The following is a 17,467-nucleotide window of genomic DNA, read 5'->3' as shown; positions in this document are numbered from 1 at the left end:
CGGCAATCGACTTCAGACCGTCGGTACAGAGGCCGCTCAACCAACAGCCAGACCCGCGCCTGCGCGGGCCCGCCTGCCGCTTGGCCGACGGGGTGCCCTGCCCCGTGCAACCGGCACCAGCCGCGCCCCGAGCCGGTACCGCGCGGTGCGGGTCCCTCGCCGTATCGGCGGTCTTCGCCGCGCAGCGGCGACGGCGTCCGCGCTGGTCGGGATGTGCCGGCTCTAGGACGTGTCCGCAAAGTCATGGGGAGAGCCAGAGTCGTAGACAGGCGAGGGTGACCAGGGCTTGGTAGTGGCGGGCTCGTTTGTCGTAGCGGGTGGCGAGGGCTTTGTTCTGTTTGAGCTTGTTGAAACAGCGTTCGACGACGTTGCGGCGTCGGTAGGCGGTGCGGTCAAGGCGGCAGAGTGTCCCGCCGCGTCGTCGGCGTCCGCTGATCTGGTCGGTGCGTTCGGGGATGGTGCAGGCGATGCCGCGTCTGCGCAGGTAGGCGCGGATCTTGCGGGACGAGCAGCCCTTGTCGCCGACCACCCGGTCGGGGCGGGTGCGTGGCCGGCCGGGCCCGGACCGCCTGATGCGGATACGGGCCATGACCTGCTCGAACTGCGTGCAGTCGTTGACGTTTCCGCCCGTGAGCGTGAATGCGAGGGGCCGGCCCCGCCCGTCGCAGGCGAGATGGATCTTCGTGCTCAGCCCGCCGCGGGACCGGCCGAGCGCCTCACCTTCCCAGAGCCCCCTTTTCGGGCTCCAGCGGCGTGCTGGTGGGCCCGCACGATCGTGGGGTCGACGCATACGATCGACCAGTCGACCTCGCCGACCGCATCCGAGTGCTGCTGAATGTGGGCCAGGAGCCGGTCCCAGGTTCCATCCGCCGACCAGCGGCGGAACCGTTCGTAGACGGTCTTCCACGGCCCGTACCGTTCGGGCAGATCCCGCCAGGCCGCACCCGTGGACAACTTCCACAGGATCCCGTTGAGAACCTGCCGCCGATCCCGCACCGGCCGCCCCATCCGAGGCGGAGCCAGCAACGGCCCGATCACCGCCCAGGCCTGATCAGTCAGTTCATGACGACGCACCACGAACAGAATAACGATTGATCGACATTGCGGACACGACCTAGGCGGAAGCCGGAGCGGACTCGTCCGCCCTGCCCTCAGCGCCTGCGGCCGTGTCCCGCTTCAGCTCCATCCGGCGGCCCACCACCTCACCCGCGGGCAGGCTCGCCCAGTACGGATGCGTCGACACGGTGACGAACAGGTCCAGCACGGGACCCCGGAGCCGCGCGTCCCCAGCGCGCTGCTCCTCGCTCCAGCCGGGGCTGGCTGCGCGGGCGCTGGTGTAGGTGGGGTACAGCTGCCGGGTGTCCTCCCAGCCGTCCAGCGGCTCCGCTGACCAGGGAAGTCCCTGGCACAGGGCCTGGTGCTCCGCCCGCGCGCGGTGAAGACGGGTCTGCGCCTCAAGAAGATCGGGAGGGAAATCAGACATGGCCGAAATAATAGCCACACTCGAATGATCGTTCTAATAATGCACCCAGGGAACCCTCCGCCCGACCTTCTGGGAGCCCGCAGACACGCTGGCACCGGGCTCACCTGCGGCCCCGCATGGAGCACCCACACTCCCCTCCGAAAGGAATCGATGTCGAACCCCGACACCACCGTCCACGTCCGCCGGGCGCTTCTTCCCGATCACCTGCCCGCTGTCACGGCAGCGCTGACGGGCACCTCCGCCTCAGCGGCCCGCACGGTCCTCCTCTCTCACGGCTTCCGGGACGCCGGGGGCGGAATGGTGCTGGCACGCATCGACCGGGAGGAGCCCCACTACGCCGCCCGGGCCGCCGAGGACCTGGCCCACCACGGCTTCCGAACGAGCATCGACCCCTACCTCCAGGAGGAGATCGACGCCGAGTGGACCTGGGGCAACCACCCCATGCCCCGGTTGACCCGCGACGAGGTCCGGGAGGTCAGTGACGCAGCACAGGCGATCCATGACGACATGGCCGCCGGGCGCCTCACCATCCACCTGCACGCCCACGACGGGTGGACCACCGTCGCCGTCGGCACCCACCAGGACGGTCGGCACATCCACCTCCATGGTGAGGACGATCTCCGACAGGTCACCGGCGTCTACGACACCGAGACCGCAGCGGTGGCCGACTTCCACCGCCTTTACAGCGTTGCGGTACGCCCTGGAACGGCACCAGCCACCCACACCGAACGTGCCGCAGCAGCGGCCCACCGGTTCGCCTCGGCGCCGGTGAGCACCACGGACCCGGCCGGTTCCGAGCGGGCCGCTCCGAAGACCATGCCCGTCCGTGCCGCCGAGCGCGGGAACCACGAGGCCCTCCTGAAGTCCTTCCTGGACACCCAGGGTGAGTGGGAGAAGTGGCGGACCTGGGACGACAACTGCACCTACGCGATCCACGAATCGCGGACGATTCGCGTGGAGTTCGACCACGAGGCCCGCCACCGAGCCGACGTCGCCTGGACCGTCGCGGTCCACGAGTCTCCCGTCGGGGAGCGCCTGTGGCACGCCACCGTCACCGCCGGCACCCCTGCCCCGATCATGAGCACGTTCCTCGACAGCCTCGCCTCCGAGAACGCCTGGGACAACGGCACCACGCCGGTGACCGAGAAGACCATCGCCGAGGCCACCCGCCCCCTCGGAAATGTCGGCTGGACCCACACGGTCAACGGGCACGGGATCACCCTGACCGCACCCGGCCCCCACCCGGCCGGCGTCCGGTTCGACCCAATCGTCACCCACCCCGGCTGGACCCTGTGGAGCGGCAACCCCGAACGGCCCGACTGGGCCATCCACCTCTCCCCGTACACCCCAGCAGCCCTCCTGCAGGACCTCACCTTCGAACTCGCCCACAACCAGGCCATCCGCACACCATCGGCCCCGGCCAGGTCGGCACCACTCAGCGTCCGGGTGGCCCCCCGGCATCGCCCCGTGGCACGGCAGGTAGGGCACAGCGGCGGTGATCCGCAGAAGGTGACCAACACCGTTCCCACCTGTGCAGTATCGGACGATATGCGAGCAAGACGAGGGCGAGTCTGCCTCCATCCACGCGATGGGGGCAGACTCGCCCTCGCCTCAACTGTCAGTGTCCGCCCGGACGCTGGCTGCGTGGCTACGCGACGTACTCAAGGATGCCGTTCGCGGCCAACGACGCTGACAATTGGCAGGCGTTCGAGCGGATGGTTGCGGACCAGGTCAGCAAGCTCGACTCCAACGCGACCGTCGAGCACGACGTGAAGCTGAAGGGTGTTCACAGCGGGATTGAGCGCCAGATCGACGTGCTCGCATCGGTTCAGGCTCTCGGCGCCACCATGCAGGTCGTCTACGAGTGCAAGCTCTACAAACGCGCCGTGGGCATCGGCACCGTCGAGGAGTTCATCGGCAAGATCCTGGATCTGCGGGTTGACCGAGGAGTCCTCTGCGTCTTCGGCGACGTGACTCCGTCCGCCTTCCGCCGCCTGGCTGGTGTCATCCATCCTCGCCTGGACCTTTGTCTCTGGCATTGAGACAACCCCACGCTCTTCGATCGGGCGCCGTCGCTGGACGAAGAGAACTGGGATGCCATTTCTGATGGGGATCGGCGCATGAAGCAGGTACGTCGTCAGCGGTTCCATTTTTGCTGATCCGGGTCGAACAACGGGCGATGCGCCCTCGCGGTCTTCAGCCACAGGCGCTCCGACACGGGCAAACAGCTTGGCTACCGTCCTGATCCCCTGCGTCCAGCACCGGTTCGTGCCAGACCGGGTAGCAACCGCTCGCGATCCTTGCTCCGCGCTTCCCTCATCCTCTGCAGGTGGGCGACAGTGCCATGACGGCTGTGGCAGTGCTGGGCACAATCCGCGGCCACGCCAGGGAAGTTTCCGGTCGTTCGGCGGATCTCCTGGCGAGGACTCCCGGTGAAGGTGAGCGCTTGGTTGTACTCAGCGATCTCACAGGGCGTGTCGGCTTCCAGTAGTTGCAGGTCGAGTCGCCCGGTGCCGTGTCCCTGCCCGTCGAACCAAATCCGGCACCCACGCGCTCCGTAGTTGCAGGAGCAGGTGCGCATGTCCTCGCTGAGGGCGATTCCGAACTCGGGGTGGGTGAGGTGCTGAATGAGCTCGTCGTGTGGTGTCCAGTGCGGTTTCGCGAAGGTGAGGGTGAAGCCGTAGGTGTCGTTGTGCTTGGTGAAGCCGGCCATGTCCAGCCAGTCGGCACCGGCACGGAAAATCATCAGTCGCCGGAGCAGGGCGCTGCCGAGTGCCGCCGCTTCACGCCACGCCTCGTCAGACCATGCGTGTGCCCGGGTGAACACGGCTTCACCGGGTGTCAGCTCTCGACTCCGGAACGGCACCGACGCACGGGCTTGCTGACGGTGGCGGAGCTCCACCGCGGCCTTCCAGGCTTTCTCGGGAATACCCGCGAGGCGGATGGTGGCGGTGGTTCCCAGGAGTCCCACGTCGATCCTGTTGTGCTTGGCGTGGAGGACGCGCAATCCGCAGATCCCCCTGAGATCGTGCTCGCCACCAGTCGGGAACAGACCCCAGGCGATCAGCTCGGTGAGCCCATCAGCGTCTGAATCAGCCGCGAACCGCACGACCGTCCCGGTCTCCCGCGGAATGACCTGCTCGATACGCAACGGCCGCGTGGTGTAGGTGGTGGGGTACTCCAGCAGCGCGCGCAACACCTGGGCCTCCAGGAACTCCTGGTCACCCAGTGCCCGGGGAATGAGCGGGCTGCCGGGCGGGAGTGTCCTGATGCGCTCCTTCACTCCGGAGGAAGCCTCTCCGGTGTACCGGCGGCACAGGTCGACAGCATGGTCGTGGAACACGACGGACTCGCTTTCCGTGAAAGATGCTGCTGCCGGATCCCAGCGCGGAAGTGAGTTGGCGTTCCTGCGACTGTCAGGTGCGGTGCGAGGTACTGCGGGGGACTTCCGGCACGCTGCGCTTCCGATCCGGGCGGCGCACGCCGAGGACTCCCTCAACCAAGTCCGAACCGTACGGTGCAGCAGGCCAGTGCCGCAAGCGGCCTGCCCCAAATGGGCGAAACAGCGGGCGCCCTCCGGCAACGCGTCCGACGCCGGTCGCCTCGGGAATGCGAGGGCTGGCGGTGCCCCCGGTGCCGTTCGCTGGCGCACGATAGCCGGAAATCCCCGATTCAACGAAACCGGGGACCCGCCGGACCATTGATTACTCCACCGCCACGCCCTGCCCCCCTCCCGAAGAAGGAACGCCGACTACGACCCGACCCCGCCGCAGAGCCACGAGCTCGAACTTCTACGCTCCCGCGCAGGCGAGGCGGAACAGTTCCCCGGCCCGCGCCAGGTCCCGCTCGGACCGGAGTTGGACCTCCAGGTCCCCCGTTCCGTGATGGCCGAGCCCCGTCACATCCCGGGTGAACCCGGGCACGAGGTCGACCTCCTTCGGGTCGACCTTCACATAGGCGAGGATCTTGGCCTGCCGCGCCGGCGGGACGCAGACGAAGTTCCGCAGCCGCCGGTAGGCGGTGTACTGCTTGCGCCGAACCGACGCCACATCGTCGCCCAGCCCGAGCAGGACCTCGTCCAGGCCGTCGAGAGATCCTCCATCGCTCGGTCAGCCATCTGGCGACCGGGTGCCTCGGCGGTCCGCGCATCCGCCCCGCTCCGGCGGCAGGGCGCTCCGGCGTGTCCGTGGACGGAGGCGACGGTCTCCAGCCCAATGTGGTCGTCGCTGTACAACCGGTAGCGGACGAGGTCGATGCTGTGCCGGTGCTCGCGTACGGCGTGGACGTCGTAGCGGGTGAAGTCGCCGGCCACACAGAACACAGGTGAAACAGGCCCTGATTGATCACCCCGGCGTCGGTCGCCCGCTTGTACTCGACGATCACCGGCGACCCGTTCTCGTCCAGGCCCAGCGAGTCGATCCGGCCGCCGTGGACCGGCCCGGTGCTGTACTCGCTCGCCAGGAACCGCACCCCGAGCATGATCTCCATATGGGCCTCGACCAGGCCCTGCACATCCGCCTCGACCTCCGCGAGACGCGGCATGACCTCCGTCATGCCGCGCTTCGTGCTGAACAGCCTCAGCCCCATCGCCCCCATTCCAAGATCGCTCCAGGGGCCCAGCACGTGTGGCATCAGGATTATTTCGCCGAGGCTGGCGGCCTCCCACGCCACCCAGCAAAGCACAGACACACAGAGTGACAGACTTACTGGCCGGGCTACAGCATCGGGCTCTGGAACCCCATCCGCCCCTCCCGCCTCTTGACGCTCATGGCTCAAACATCTCCGCACAAGACGGCACCAGATGGCCCCTGACCTGTGACTTCTCCCGGCGCCTCCGGTTTCGATCTCTTCCCGATGACGCACCATGTGGAGTGCGCGGCGATTCTGGAGCCAGCCGCAAGGCCCATCTGGCCTGCAGGTCCCAGGGTACGGACGACAGAGCTCGGCCAGCGACACTCACCAAGCGTAACCACGGGAGCGGGTGTCTTTGCCCTGCGACGGTGCAGGGCAAAGACACCCGCTGGGGGGAATCTGGGGAGAACCGGTCGCGTAACACGGCACCCCCCGAAAGATGCGGAAAGAGTCATCCATGCAGGTCAGCCATGTACAACGCCGCTTGTCGCAGGTCAGGACTCTCAGCACGTCAACTTCATGACGTAGGTGCCGAGGTCGTCCGCCTCGACAATGCCTGGGAGCGATCCGCCTTCACGCAAGGGCGTGACATAGCGGGTCGCCGTGACTTCTGTGAGCATTTTTCCAGGCTATCGGCAGCCGGGGGCCGTCCGGCCGCCAGGGGGCGCCCGCGGGCGGCGGCCCGGCCGGGCCGCCGCCGTTTCCGATTCCCCACGGCAACGGGTGAAATGGGTGGCCTCTTTACCGGCCGCCCCGGCGTGCCGGGCCTGGATCATTCGACTCGTACACACTTGCGACACCGTGGCGGCGGGCGTTCCTTTGGACTCCCGTTATTCATCCGCTCGAACCCATGAAACCGTCAAGTTTCGGGCCGGTGCGCCCCGACGGCCATGAGCACTTCCAGGACAGCGGCCCGAGCCGTCGCCCGAGTACGTCCCGAATACAGACCCGCCCCTGGCCCAAACCAGCGATTTTTAGACATCAACAGACCTCCTCAATTCACCTGTTGAACCCGCTCACCAGGTCAAGATAAGGTCAAGTCCACGGTAAAAAGCCTTGTGCGGTACCGATTCGAAGGAGGGGAAGTGAAGGGGCACGGGAAAGTGAAGGTCCTTCTCGTCTGCGAAAACGAGTTAGAACGTGCCGGACTGAGCGCCATCCTCAACAATGACCGGGAAATCTCGGTGACTGGTGAAGTGAGCGCCTTCTCGGAAGCCCCAAGATCCGCCGCTCAATTCAGACCCAACATCATCCTGTGCAGCTATCAGGACTTCTCCCACCGCACCTTGAAGATTGCCGAGCAGGTGGCCCTCCAATCGAGGGACGGCGTACCGATCTATCTGATTTTCCTGGCGACTTTCCCGGGCGATCAGTTGGTCAATCTTCTCCGCATCGGGCGATGTACGGTTCTCGACCGCCGCATCAGTCCCACGGAACTCATCGCCGCCATACGAGTCACCATCGCCGGCTACACACCGGTGAAGGACGAGGTGGTGGGAAATCTGGCGAGGGCCTCCGTCTCCCTCAAGGGAAGCAGTCACAGCGGCAAGGATCATCTCCTCTCCCTGACCAGACGCGAGCGGAATGTCTTCGAACTGATGGTGCAGGGCCTCTCCAATCCGGAGATAGCGGCCTGGCTCAAGATCGCGGAGTCCACGGTGAAATCCCATGTGCAGGGAATCCTGGGGAAGCTGGAGGTCAGGGACCGGGTGCAGGCCGTCATCTACGCGTACGAGGCGGGCATCGTCAGACGGCCCTCGCACCAGGAGACGACCGGCAGGGCGTAGCGCGGCGATCGGCACCCGGGCGTACGGCGGGACGGGCCCGGGGTGGTGTTCCCGGGCCCGCCGTTCCGTGCCGAACACGTGACCGCCGCTGAGCAGGGGAGCCGATCAGGCGCTGCTCAGGTGCCGGTCACAGGCACTGCTCAGACGCCGGTCAGACGCCGGTCAGGTGCCGTCGGTCAGCTCCTCGGCGATGAAGTCCGCCAGGTCGTTGAGGCTCTGTCCGCCGAGCATTCTCGCCATCGGCACCATCACCCCGTACTCCCGCTGCACCTGACTGCGCACCTCCGTCGCCATCAGGGAGTCCAGCCCCTGGCGGTTCAGTGGCTTGCGGGCGTTCAGGCGCTGGGCCGGCAGCGCGAGGACCCTGGCGACACGGTCCGTCAGAAACTCCCGTACCGGGGCGGGCGGGGCGGCCACCGGGATCTGCTTCTCCGGGGCGGCGGGCACGACCGGCTCGACGGGCACCACCGCGGTGACCGGGACGGGGGCGGGGAGAGGGACGACGGGCGAGGGCGGCGGGGGCACGGCGGGGACCACCTCGCGCAGCATCGGGTCCCGCGCCGCGTCCGGGTACGCGGCGCTCCAGCGGTCCCAGTCGGCGGCGAGCACCGTGAGCTGCCGCGCCGGGCCGGCCAGCAGCTTCTGGAGCAGCCCGATCCCCTGCTCCGGGGTGAAGCTCTCCATCCCCTTCGGCGCGAGACTCCGCCCGTGCCGCTCGTCGTACCGGGCCACCATGCCGACCGACGACCAGAACCCCCAGTTGACCGAGAGCGCCGGCAGTCCCTGGTTCCGCCGGTGGTGCGCCAGGGCGTCGAGCGCCGCGTTGGCGGCGGCGTACGCGCCCAGCCGGGGCGATCCGAGGACGGCGGAGGCGGAGGAGAAGAGCACGAAGAAGTCGAGCGGCCGGTGCTCCAGCAGCCGGTGGAGGTTCCATGCCCCGGTGACCTTGGGCCGGACCATGGCGTCGAACCGGCCGGGGTCCAGCTCGGCCGCCGAGGCCAGTTCGATGACACCGGCCGCGTGCAGGACTCCCCGCACCGGTGGCCCGCCGGCGCGCTCGTGCTCCCGGAGCACGGTCCGCAGGGCGTCCTCGTCCGCCACATCGACCGCGTGGTAGGCGACCCGCGCACCGGTGCGGGCGAGTTCGCGGAGGGCGTCGGCCCGTTCGCCGAGCGGGCTGCGGCCCAGGAGGAGGAGATCCCGGGCACCCCGCTCGACCAGCCAGGCGGCGAGCTTCCGGCCGATTCCGCCGAGACCGCCGGTGATCACATAGCTGCCGTCGGGCCTGATGGGCGGCCCGGTGGGGGTCTCGGCGGGGGGCCCGGCGAGGGTCTCGTCGACAGGCTGGGCGACCGGCTGGGCGACCGGTGCGAGGTGATCGCCCTGGTGGTCGGGGTCGAAACGGAGCTGGACCTTGCCGATGTGCTGGGCCCGCGCCATGCGCCGGAACGCCTCCTCGGCGTCGGCGACGGCGTACTCCTCGTACGGCAGCGGCTCGATCGCCCTTCCGTCGACGAGTTCGAGCACCCGCTCCAGGAGCGCCCCGGCCTGCGCGGGCCGGGTGCGGAACATGTCGACCAGGTCCATGGAGAAGAAGGTCAGGTTCCTGGCGAACGGCAGCAGCCCGATCGGGCTGTTCTCGATCAGATCCTTCTTGCTCAGCTCCACATAGCGGCCGTAGGGCGCGATGAGGGAGAGGTTCCGCTGGATCGCCTCCCCCGTGAGGGAGTTGAGGACGACATCCACTCCCCCGCCCCGGGTGGCCGCCATGACCTCCCCGGCGAACTCCCCCGACCGCGAGTCGAAGACATGTCTGACACCGAGCGTCTTGAGCAGGGCGCGCCTGCGGGGGCTGCCCGCGGTCGCGTAGATCTCCGCGCCCCTCCAGCGGGCGATCTGGATCGCGGCCATCCCCACTCCCCCGGTGGCCGAGTGGATGAGGACTTTCTCGCCGGGTGCCAGCCGGGCGAGTTCACAGAGTCCGTAGTACGCGGTGAGGTACGCCGCCGGGAGGGTGAGGGCCTCCTCGGCGGTCAGCCGCGCGGGGATCGCCCCGACCAGATGGGCGCTGGTGACCGCGTGGCTGGCGAGGGCGCCCTCGGCCAGGGCGATGACCTCGTCGCCGGGCTCCAGGCCCTCGACCCCTTCGCCGAGTTCGGTGATGACGCCCGCGCACTCCCAGCCGAGACGGGCGCCCTCGCCCAGGCCGGGGTAGGCGCCCATGGCGGTGAGCACATCGCGGTAGTTCAGCGCCGCGCGGCTGACCCTGATGGCGACCTCGCCCGGTCCGGGGTGGCGCGGCACGGCCGGGACGAGCCCGATCTCGTCGAGCAGGCCGACCGTCCGGCCGCGGACCTCGTACCCCTGCGGGGAGCCGCCGTCGGCGGGGGTGGAGGTCGGGGGCGCGGTCTCGGTCGCGGTCGCGGCGAGGGGCAGGGGCGGGGGCGGGGGCGGGGCGAGGGTGTGGCGGGTGAGCCGGGCCACGAACCGCTGTCCGTCGCGATACGCGATCTGGGTCTCGGGGCCGGTGTCGGTGCCGGGGCCGGTGTCAGGGCCGGTGCCGGTGCCGGGGCCGGTGTCAGGGCCGGTGCCGGTGTCAGGGCCGGGGCCGCCGGAGAGCAGCTCGGCACCGAGCAGTCCGGCGGACCGGCTCCCCGATCCGGCGGGCAGGTCGACGAGGGTGCAGCGCAGCTCGCGGTACTCCTGGATCAGCGAGCGGCCCAGGCCCCACAGCATCGACTGGCCCACCGCCACCTCGCCCGGGTGGTCCGGCAGATGCTGGGCGCCCTCGGTCACCAGCCACAGCCGGGCACCGTGCCAGGGCGGTGCCCCGTCCAGGGCCCGGACCAGCGCGAGCACGCTGTGGCACCCGAGGCGTGCGGCCGACGCCGTCGCCGGCCCGGGGCTCCCGCCGGAGGGGCCCGGGTCGTGGGCGTCGCGCGACCAGAGATGCACCATGCCCTCGCACGCGCCGGGCCCGGCCTCGCGGCCCACCTCGGCCAGCAGCGCGGCGTACCCCTCCGGCCCCACCGCGTACCGGTCGGGTCCGAGCCTTCCGGTCGTGGCACCCGGCGTCACGACGATCACCCGCCCGCCGAGCAGGGCGGGCAGGGCCTCCGCGGTGCCGCTGCCGTCGGCGAAGACCAGCCAGAAGCCGGTGCGCGGCGCGGCCGGTGCGGTGGGCGGGGCGAGGGGGGCGGGGCGCCAGACGACTTCGTGCAGCCAGCCGGCCGGAGCCGGGGGCAGCGCGGCGGTCCTGGGGATGAGGAAGCGCAGCCGTACTCCTTCGAGTTCGGCGAGCAGATGGCCGTCCTCGTCGCGCACCTCCACATCGCCGACGATGGCGTCGGGGCGGACGGCGGTACGGACGGCGTGACTCCACAGCGGGCCGCTCGGGCGCCGGTGGAGGCGGACACGGTCGATGCCGCCGAGGACGAAGGCGTCGTGCTCGCCCCGGGCGCCGGGGCCCGCGCCGGTGTCCCCGTCCGTGTCCCGGTCGGTGCCCCCGTCCGTGTCCGTGGGTGCGGTCACCGCGGCGAGGGTGTGCCCGCAGGCGTCGAGGAGCGCGGGGTGGAAGTGGTGGACGGGGTCGTCGCCCCGGATGGAGGCGGGGGCCTCGATCCGGGCGAGCGCCTCGCCGTCGCGGCACCAGAGCCGGGTGACACCCCGGAAGGCGCCCAGCCACTGATTGCCCTGGGCCTCGAAGCGCCGGTAGAACTCCTCGCTGGGGATCTCGCGCGCCCGGCGCCGCACCTCGGCCCGTGACTCGCCCGTGGACGGTGCCTCCGGCCCGGGGGCCGCGGGGTCCAGCCGGCCGGTGACATTGCGCTGGTGGTCCGGCTGGTCGTGGTAGCGGCTGCTGACCTCGAACGTCCAGCCTCCGTCCGCCGCGGGCCGCAGCACGACCCGCACCACCGGCGGCGGCTCGGTCCCGGTGAGGAAGATCCCCTCGTGGTAGGTGATGTCCACGAGGGCGGGGACGGAGCCGAGAGCGGAGGCGGCCGCGGCGGCGACCAGCTCGACGTAGGCGGTGCCGGGAACGATCACGACGCCCTGTACCTGGTGGTCGCGGATATAGGCGTTGGCCGCGAGGTCGAGCGGCCCCTCCCAGACATGGGCACCGCCGTCCGCTCCGCCGACGGGCGCGCCGAGGAGGGGATGGGAGGCGGGGGCCGGGGAGAGCGGCGTACGGACCTGCGCGCCGGTTCCGCCGGGGCCGGTGTCCGTGCCGGGGCCGGTGGCGGTGTCCGTACCGGGGCCTGTGCCGGGGTCGGGGTACCAGTACCGCTGCCGCTGCCAGACCGGTCCCGGCAGGCGTACGTACACCGCGTCGGGTCCGGAGAGCCGGCCCAGCTCCACGGGGTGCCCGCTCAGATGGATCTCGGCGAGCGCGTCCAGCAGACAGGAGAGCTCCGGGGTGTTGCGGCGGGTGGAGCCCACGGCGAGGCCGCCGCCGTCCGCGCGGTCGATGTACTCGCGTACCGCCGGGGTGAGGATCGGGTGCGGGCTGATCTCGACGAGGACGGTGGGTCCCTGGTCCAGCAGCCTCTGGACCACCGGGCCGAAGTGCACCGGCTCGCGCAGATTCCGCGCCCAGTAGGCCGCGTCGAGGCCGCTCCCGTCGACGGGCTCGGCGAGGACGGTGGAGTAGACGGGGATGTCGCCGGCGCGCGGGGCGATGGTGTCCAGCGCCCGGAGCAGGGGCTCGCGAAGGGGTTCCACCTGCGGGCCGTGCGAGGCGAAGTCCACCTGGACCAGACGGCAGAAGACGCCGCGCTCCTGGAGCGAGGTCAGCAGCTCCCGCATGGCGTCGCCGTCTCCGGAGAGGACCGTCGACAACGGACCGTTGATCGCGGCCACGGAGAGGGCACCGGCGTACCGCTCCAGTTCGCGGCGGGCCTCCTCGGCGCCGAGCTCGACGGAGGCCATGGCGCCCCGCCCGGACACCGTCCTCGCCAGGGCGCTCCGGCGGCAGATGACGGCCGCGGCGTCGGTCACGGAGAGCGCGCCGGCGACGCACGCAGCCGCCGCCTCACCCATGCTGTGGCCGACGACATAGTCGGGTTCGACGCCCCAGGAGCGCCAGACGGCGGCCAGGGCGACCTCGACGGCCCACAGAACGGGCTGGATCACCTCGACACCTTCGAGTGGCCCGGTGTCGCCGGTCAGCCGCTCGATCACGGACCAGCCGGTCTCGGCGCGCACCGCCGCGTCGCACTCCTCCAGCGCCCGGCGGAACTCGGGCTGGGTGCGCAGCAGTTCCCGGCCCATGCCGACCCACTGCGAACCCTGGCCGGGGAAGACGAAGACCACCTGGGAGCGCCGCTCGTACACATCGTCGGCCGACCGGGTGAAGGGGCTCGCCTCGCCGGCGAGGAAGGCGCCGAGTCTGCCCGCCAGCTCCTTGTGGGTGGAGCCGACGACGGTGAGGCGGCTCTCCCGGTGGTCCCGGCGGGTCGCCGCGCCGGCGCAGATGTCCCGCAGGGGCAGTTCGCCGCCCGCGCCGCCCGGTTCCAGATAGCGCCGGTACTCCCCGGCGAGTTCGCGGAGCGCGTCCGGGTGGTGGGCGGAGATACTCAGCAGCCGGGCGGGCCCGTCGGCCTCCACCTCGGCTTCGACGGCCGCGACGGCTTCGATGACACCGGCGGCTCCGGTGGTGGGCGGTTCCGCCGGAGCGGGGCGGTGCGCTCCCAGCACGACATGCACATTGGTGCCGGAGATCCCGAAGGAGCTGACGCCCGCGATCCCCGGCCGCTCGTGCTGGGGCCAGTCCTGGAGCTTCTGCGGCACGGACAGCGGCGCGCGGGACCAGTCGACCGCGCCGGTCAGCTCCGCGCTGTGCAGACTCGGTGGTATCACCCCGGTCTCCAGGCACCGTACGGCCTTGATCAGACCGGCGATCCCCGCGGCGCCCTCGGTGTGCCCGATGTTCGTCTTGACCGAGCCGACGAGCAGCGGGCGCTCCGCCGGCCGGCCCTCGCCCAGCACGGCCGTCAGCGCGCCCAGCTCGACCGGGTCGCCGACCCTGGTCCCGGTGCCGTGCGCCTCGACGTAGTCGACCTGTGCGGGGGATGTCCCGGCGTCGGCGTACGCCTCACGGAGCGTCCGCTCCTGCCCGTCGGGCGCGGGGGCCATCATCGCGCCCGTGCCCCGGCCGTCGTTGACCGCGGCGGAGCCGAGCACCACCGCGCGGATGGCGTCCCCGTCGGCGATGGCGTCCTCCAGGAGTTTGAGGACGACGACCCCGACGCCCTCGCTCCGTACGAAGCCGTTGGCCGAGGCGGAGGCGAACTTGCACCGGCCGTCGGGGGAGAGCATCCTCCCGTCCGAGAAGGTGATGCTCTCCTCCGGGAGAAGGATCAGATTCACCCCGCCGACCAGCGCGAGCGTGGACTCGCCGGTGCGCAGACTCCGGCAGGCGAGGTGTACCGCGGCGAGGGAGGAGGAGCAGGCGGTGTCGAGAGTGAGGCTGGGGCCGTGCAGATCGAAGGCGTACGAGAGTCTGCCGGAGAGCACACTGGGCGCGGTCCCGGCGTTGGCGTAGACGTCCAGGACTCCCGACCGGCTCATCCGGTCCCAGTAGTTGCGGCCCATGGACCCGATGAACACCCCGGTGCTGCCGGACGCGAGCCGGTCCCTGGTGAGGCCGGCGTCCTCGACGGCCGCCGCCGCGGTCTCCAGCAGCAGCCGCTGCTGCGGGTCCATGTGCTGGGCCTCGCGGGGCGCGACGCCGAAGAAGTCCGCGTCGAACTCGTCGATCCCGTCGAGGAATCCGCCGGACCGGCTGACGATCTTCCCGGGTGTCCCCGGGCGCGGATCGTAGAAGTCGTCGATGTCGAAGCGGCTGGGCGGTACGTCCACGATGCTGTCGTGTCCCTCGCACAGCCGCGACCAGAACTCGGTCAGATCGGCTGCCTGAGGGAATTTACAGGCCATGCCGACAATGGCGACGGCGGGTCCCGCGGCGGGCGTACCGGGGGGCTCGGCGGACTTCGGTCCGGATTTCTCCCGGGGGGTCGGGGCCTGCGCTGTTCCTGTACCGGTGCCTGTACCGGTTCCCGTGCCGTTCTCGGCCCCGGTCCCGGTCCCGGTCCTGGTCCCGGTCCTGGTCCCGTCCTTGATTCCGGTTCTGGCTCCGGCCTTGAACTCCGCCTTGAATTCGGCCTTTGCTCCGGTCTTGATTCGGGCCTTGGCTTCGGTGCCGTGCGAGCGGTTGCGGTGCTTCCTGCTGGACACTGCGGCTCCCTCGGTTGACGAATGGTCCTCGGATATCAGATGGCCCAGGGAGCGGTCGCGTCGATGGTCAGTACGGCGCTGCTGACCACAAACCCCGGTGCCGCCCCCGCGAGCAGCACATGGTCTCCGGGCTTGAGCTGGCCCGTCGAAAGGAAATGGTCGAGCGCGACCATGTGGTCGCTCGCCGCGAGATGGCCGACGGTGCGGCCGAAGTCCCAGCTCGACCGGGATTCCGGAATTCCGAGGGGATCGAGGAAGAACTGCGAGACCAGATAGTGGCCCTGGTTGACATAGATGGCCCTGGCGATGTCGCCGACGCCGATGCCCGCCTCCTCCAGGGAGCGGAGCGCCACATCCGCCTGCCACTTCGCGATGGTCTCGTTGACCTCGGCGAGCGGGGGGCCGGTGCGGGCGAAGTGACGGGCCCGCTCCACCATGTCGATGGCCTCCCGGGCCTGCGGCGCGAACAGCGGCTCACCGCCTCGGTGCAGACCCTCCAGCTCCGGGACGAGCAGATGGTTGACCGACCGTACGCGGGCGATTCCGGCCGTGGTGTCGAGCAGCAGCGCGCTGGCGGCGTCCCCGATCACGGTTCCCGGACCATAGCCGCGCCACCGGTCGGCGGTGGGTGAGGTGAAATTGTCGGCGGTGGTGAGAAGTGCGGTGCTCCGGCCGGAATCCAGGGCGAGCCGGCCGGCCGCCAGCTCCATGGCGGCGAGCATTCCGTTGCATCCCTGCCGTATCTCGAAGGCGGGAATGTTCCCGGCGCCGAGTTCACGGGCGACATAGCCACCGGGATACCACATCTCGGGGCCCTGGCGGAGGACACAGGAATGCACCAGGAGGTCGATCTCCGAGGCGTCCTTTCCGGCCCGGCCGAGAGCCTGCCGGGCGGCGGAGACCGCCATGTCCACCGGCGGGGTGTCACCGGCTATCAGGGTTCCGGTGACACCGGAATCCAGCATGAGGATCTCGTCGTACAGACCCAGTTCGACAGCGCGCCGACTGGTCATCCGTTCGGGCAGGTAGGTACCCAGCCCGCTGATATGGAGATTCTCCAGTTTCACTGATGCCTCCTGGACGGTCACGGGCGGGATGCGCGGTGCGAGAGATTCCGGGAGATGACGGAACCGATGATCCGCAGGGGTTCGGGGTCGGTCATGGCGGCGTGTTCGCAGGCGATCCGGTGGTTCTCCATCCGGCCGCCGACATAGGGCGCCCACGCGTCACAGCTCAGCCGCTCCCCGCCCCGCTCCGCCGCCTCTCCCTCGGTCGCGGTGAAGAAGAGAACATCTCCGTCGTAGACCGCCGGCTCATGGGTTCCGATGAGACGGATGTTGTTGGTGACGATGTCGACGAGGGAGAGCACCTGGTCCGCCGAGAGACCCGCGAGGCCGCCGTCCTTCTCCTGGACGCGCTCCAGGAGCTCGGGGAGGCCGGGAGTGCCGGGGTGGTCCGGGTCCGCGCCCGTCTCCCGGGCGAGGTCCTCCCGGCCGATGCTCTCCAGCAGCAGTCGGAGCACCTCCCGCTCCCCCGGGACCCTCCCGTGCGCGGGAGGGTCGGGATAGGCGTCGAGCAGCGCCAGCAGGGCGACGTCCTGGCCCTGTTCGCGCAGTTGGGCGGCGATCGCATGGGCGACGACTCCGCCGTAGGACCAGCCGAGGAGATGGTAGGGGCCGTCCGGCTGGACGGCGCGGAGGGTGGCGACGTAGTCGGCGGCCATGTCGTCGACGCTGGTCGGGCGCTCCTCCTCCCCGGAGATGCCCCGGGCCTGGAGTCCGTAGAGCGGCACCTCGGGGCCGAGGCTGCTCAGCAGTCCGGAGTAGCACCAGCTCAGGCCGCCCGCCGGATGGACGCAGAAGAGCGGGGGGCGGCTTCCGCCCGGGCGGAGGGGAAGCAGTGCGGCGAGTGCGTCACCGGCGCCGCCGCCCTGGCCGGCGCCGCTGCCGGAGTCCGGCCGCTGCGCCAGGGCGGCCACGGTCGGGGATTCGAAGAGGGACCTGATGGTGTGCCGGACACCGAGGGCCGTCTCGATGCGGCTGATGAGTCGGGTGGCGAGGAGGGAGTGGCCGCCGAGTTCGAAGAAGTTGTCGTGGATGCCGACGCGGGGGAGGCCGAGGATGTCGGCGAAGAGTCCGCAGAGGATTTCCTCGCGGGGGGTTCGGGGGGTGTGGCCGGTGACGGCGGTGGTGAAGTCGGGGGCGGGCAGGGCACGGCGGTCGAGTTTGCCGTTGGGGGTGAGCGGGAGGCGGTCGAGGGTGACGACGGCGGTGGGGACGAGGTGGTCGGGGAGCTCGGCGGCGAGGTGGCGGCGGAGGGCGGCGGGGTC

General features: G+C 70.3%; 8 protein-coding genes and 3 pseudogenes. 3 read left to right on the top strand and 8 right to left on the bottom strand.

What is annotated here, in order from left to right; translation table 11 throughout:
• Window positions 1-241 precede the first annotated feature (241 nt).
• Both ABT122_RS16030 and ABT122_RS16025 read right to left on the bottom strand, forming a co-directional pair.
• Window positions 242-1,074, bottom strand: a pseudogene (locus ABT122_RS16030) (IS5 family transposase).
• Window positions 1,075-1,114: 40 nt separating this feature from the next.
• Entirely contained in the window at window positions 1,115-1,483 is a 369-nt protein-coding gene (locus ABT122_RS16025; RefSeq protein ID WP_351551409.1) for a DUF8825 domain-containing protein, read from the bottom strand.
• A gap of 150 nt (window positions 1,484-1,633) precedes the next feature.
• Between ABT122_RS16025 and ABT122_RS16020 the strand changes: the two genes are divergently transcribed.
• Together ABT122_RS16020 and ABT122_RS16015 are read left to right on the top strand one after the other, a co-directional pair.
• Window positions 1,634-3,256, top strand: coding sequence for an SPDY domain-containing protein (locus tag ABT122_RS16020; protein ID WP_351551406.1), 1,623 nt, complete (start codon window positions 1,634-1,636; stop codon window positions 3,254-3,256).
• Window positions 3,199-3,525: a restriction endonuclease gene (locus ABT122_RS16015; RefSeq protein ID WP_351551403.1), complete on the top strand. Its 327-nt coding sequence runs from the start codon at window positions 3,199-3,201 to the stop codon at window positions 3,523-3,525. Before ABT122_RS16020 ends, ABT122_RS16015 begins: the two co-directional genes overlap by 58 nt.
• 191 nt (window positions 3,526-3,716) lie before the next feature.
• Here ABT122_RS16015 and ABT122_RS16010 read toward each other — a convergent pair whose 3' ends face one another.
• The 3 genes and pseudogenes from ABT122_RS16010 to ABT122_RS33615 all read right to left on the bottom strand — a co-directional run.
• Complete coding sequence (locus ABT122_RS16010) at window positions 3,717-4,826, bottom strand: hypothetical protein (RefSeq protein ID WP_351551401.1); 1,110 nt, start codon at window positions 4,824-4,826, stop codon at window positions 3,717-3,719.
• A 448-nt stretch (window positions 4,827-5,274) separates the two neighbouring features.
• Window positions 5,275-6,037: pseudogene (locus ABT122_RS33620) on the bottom strand (transporter).
• Window positions 6,038-6,624: 587 nt separating this feature from the next.
• Window positions 6,625-6,735, bottom strand: a pseudogene (locus tag ABT122_RS33615) (HipA family kinase); the annotation flags it as partial.
• A 666-nt stretch (window positions 6,736-7,401) separates the two neighbouring features.
• Here ABT122_RS33615 and ABT122_RS16000 point away from each other — a divergent pair.
• On the top strand, window positions 7,402-7,902 hold the full coding sequence (locus ABT122_RS16000) for a response regulator transcription factor (RefSeq protein WP_351551395.1): 501 nt from the start codon (window positions 7,402-7,404) through the stop codon (window positions 7,900-7,902).
• 162 nt (window positions 7,903-8,064) lie between these two features.
• Here ABT122_RS16000 and ABT122_RS15995 read toward each other — a convergent pair whose 3' ends face one another.
• From ABT122_RS15995 to ABT122_RS15985, 3 genes are all read right to left on the bottom strand, one after another.
• Complete coding sequence (locus ABT122_RS15995; RefSeq protein WP_351551392.1) at window positions 8,065-15,138, bottom strand: SDR family NAD(P)-dependent oxidoreductase; 7,074 nt, start codon at window positions 15,136-15,138, stop codon at window positions 8,065-8,067.
• A 35-nt stretch (window positions 15,139-15,173) separates the two neighbouring features.
• Window positions 15,174-16,205 carry a ketoacyl-ACP synthase III family protein gene (locus ABT122_RS15990; RefSeq protein WP_351551389.1) on the bottom strand — a complete coding sequence of 344 codons (1,032 nt, stop codon included), beginning with the start codon at window positions 16,203-16,205 and terminating at the stop codon, window positions 15,174-15,176.
• A gap of 17 nt (window positions 16,206-16,222) precedes the next feature.
• Window positions 16,223-17,467 (bottom strand): alpha/beta fold hydrolase (locus ABT122_RS15985; protein ID WP_351551386.1); only part of this gene is annotated, 1,245 nt, incomplete at its 5' end.

It is taken from the genome of Streptomyces sp. NPDC001985 (assembly GCF_040296845.1).
In the GTDB taxonomy this organism is placed as follows: Bacteria; Actinomycetota; Actinomycetes; order Streptomycetales; family Streptomycetaceae; genus Streptomyces.
Note: the sequence above shows the minus strand (reverse complement) of the source record. Positions and strands in the feature narration are given on the sequence as shown.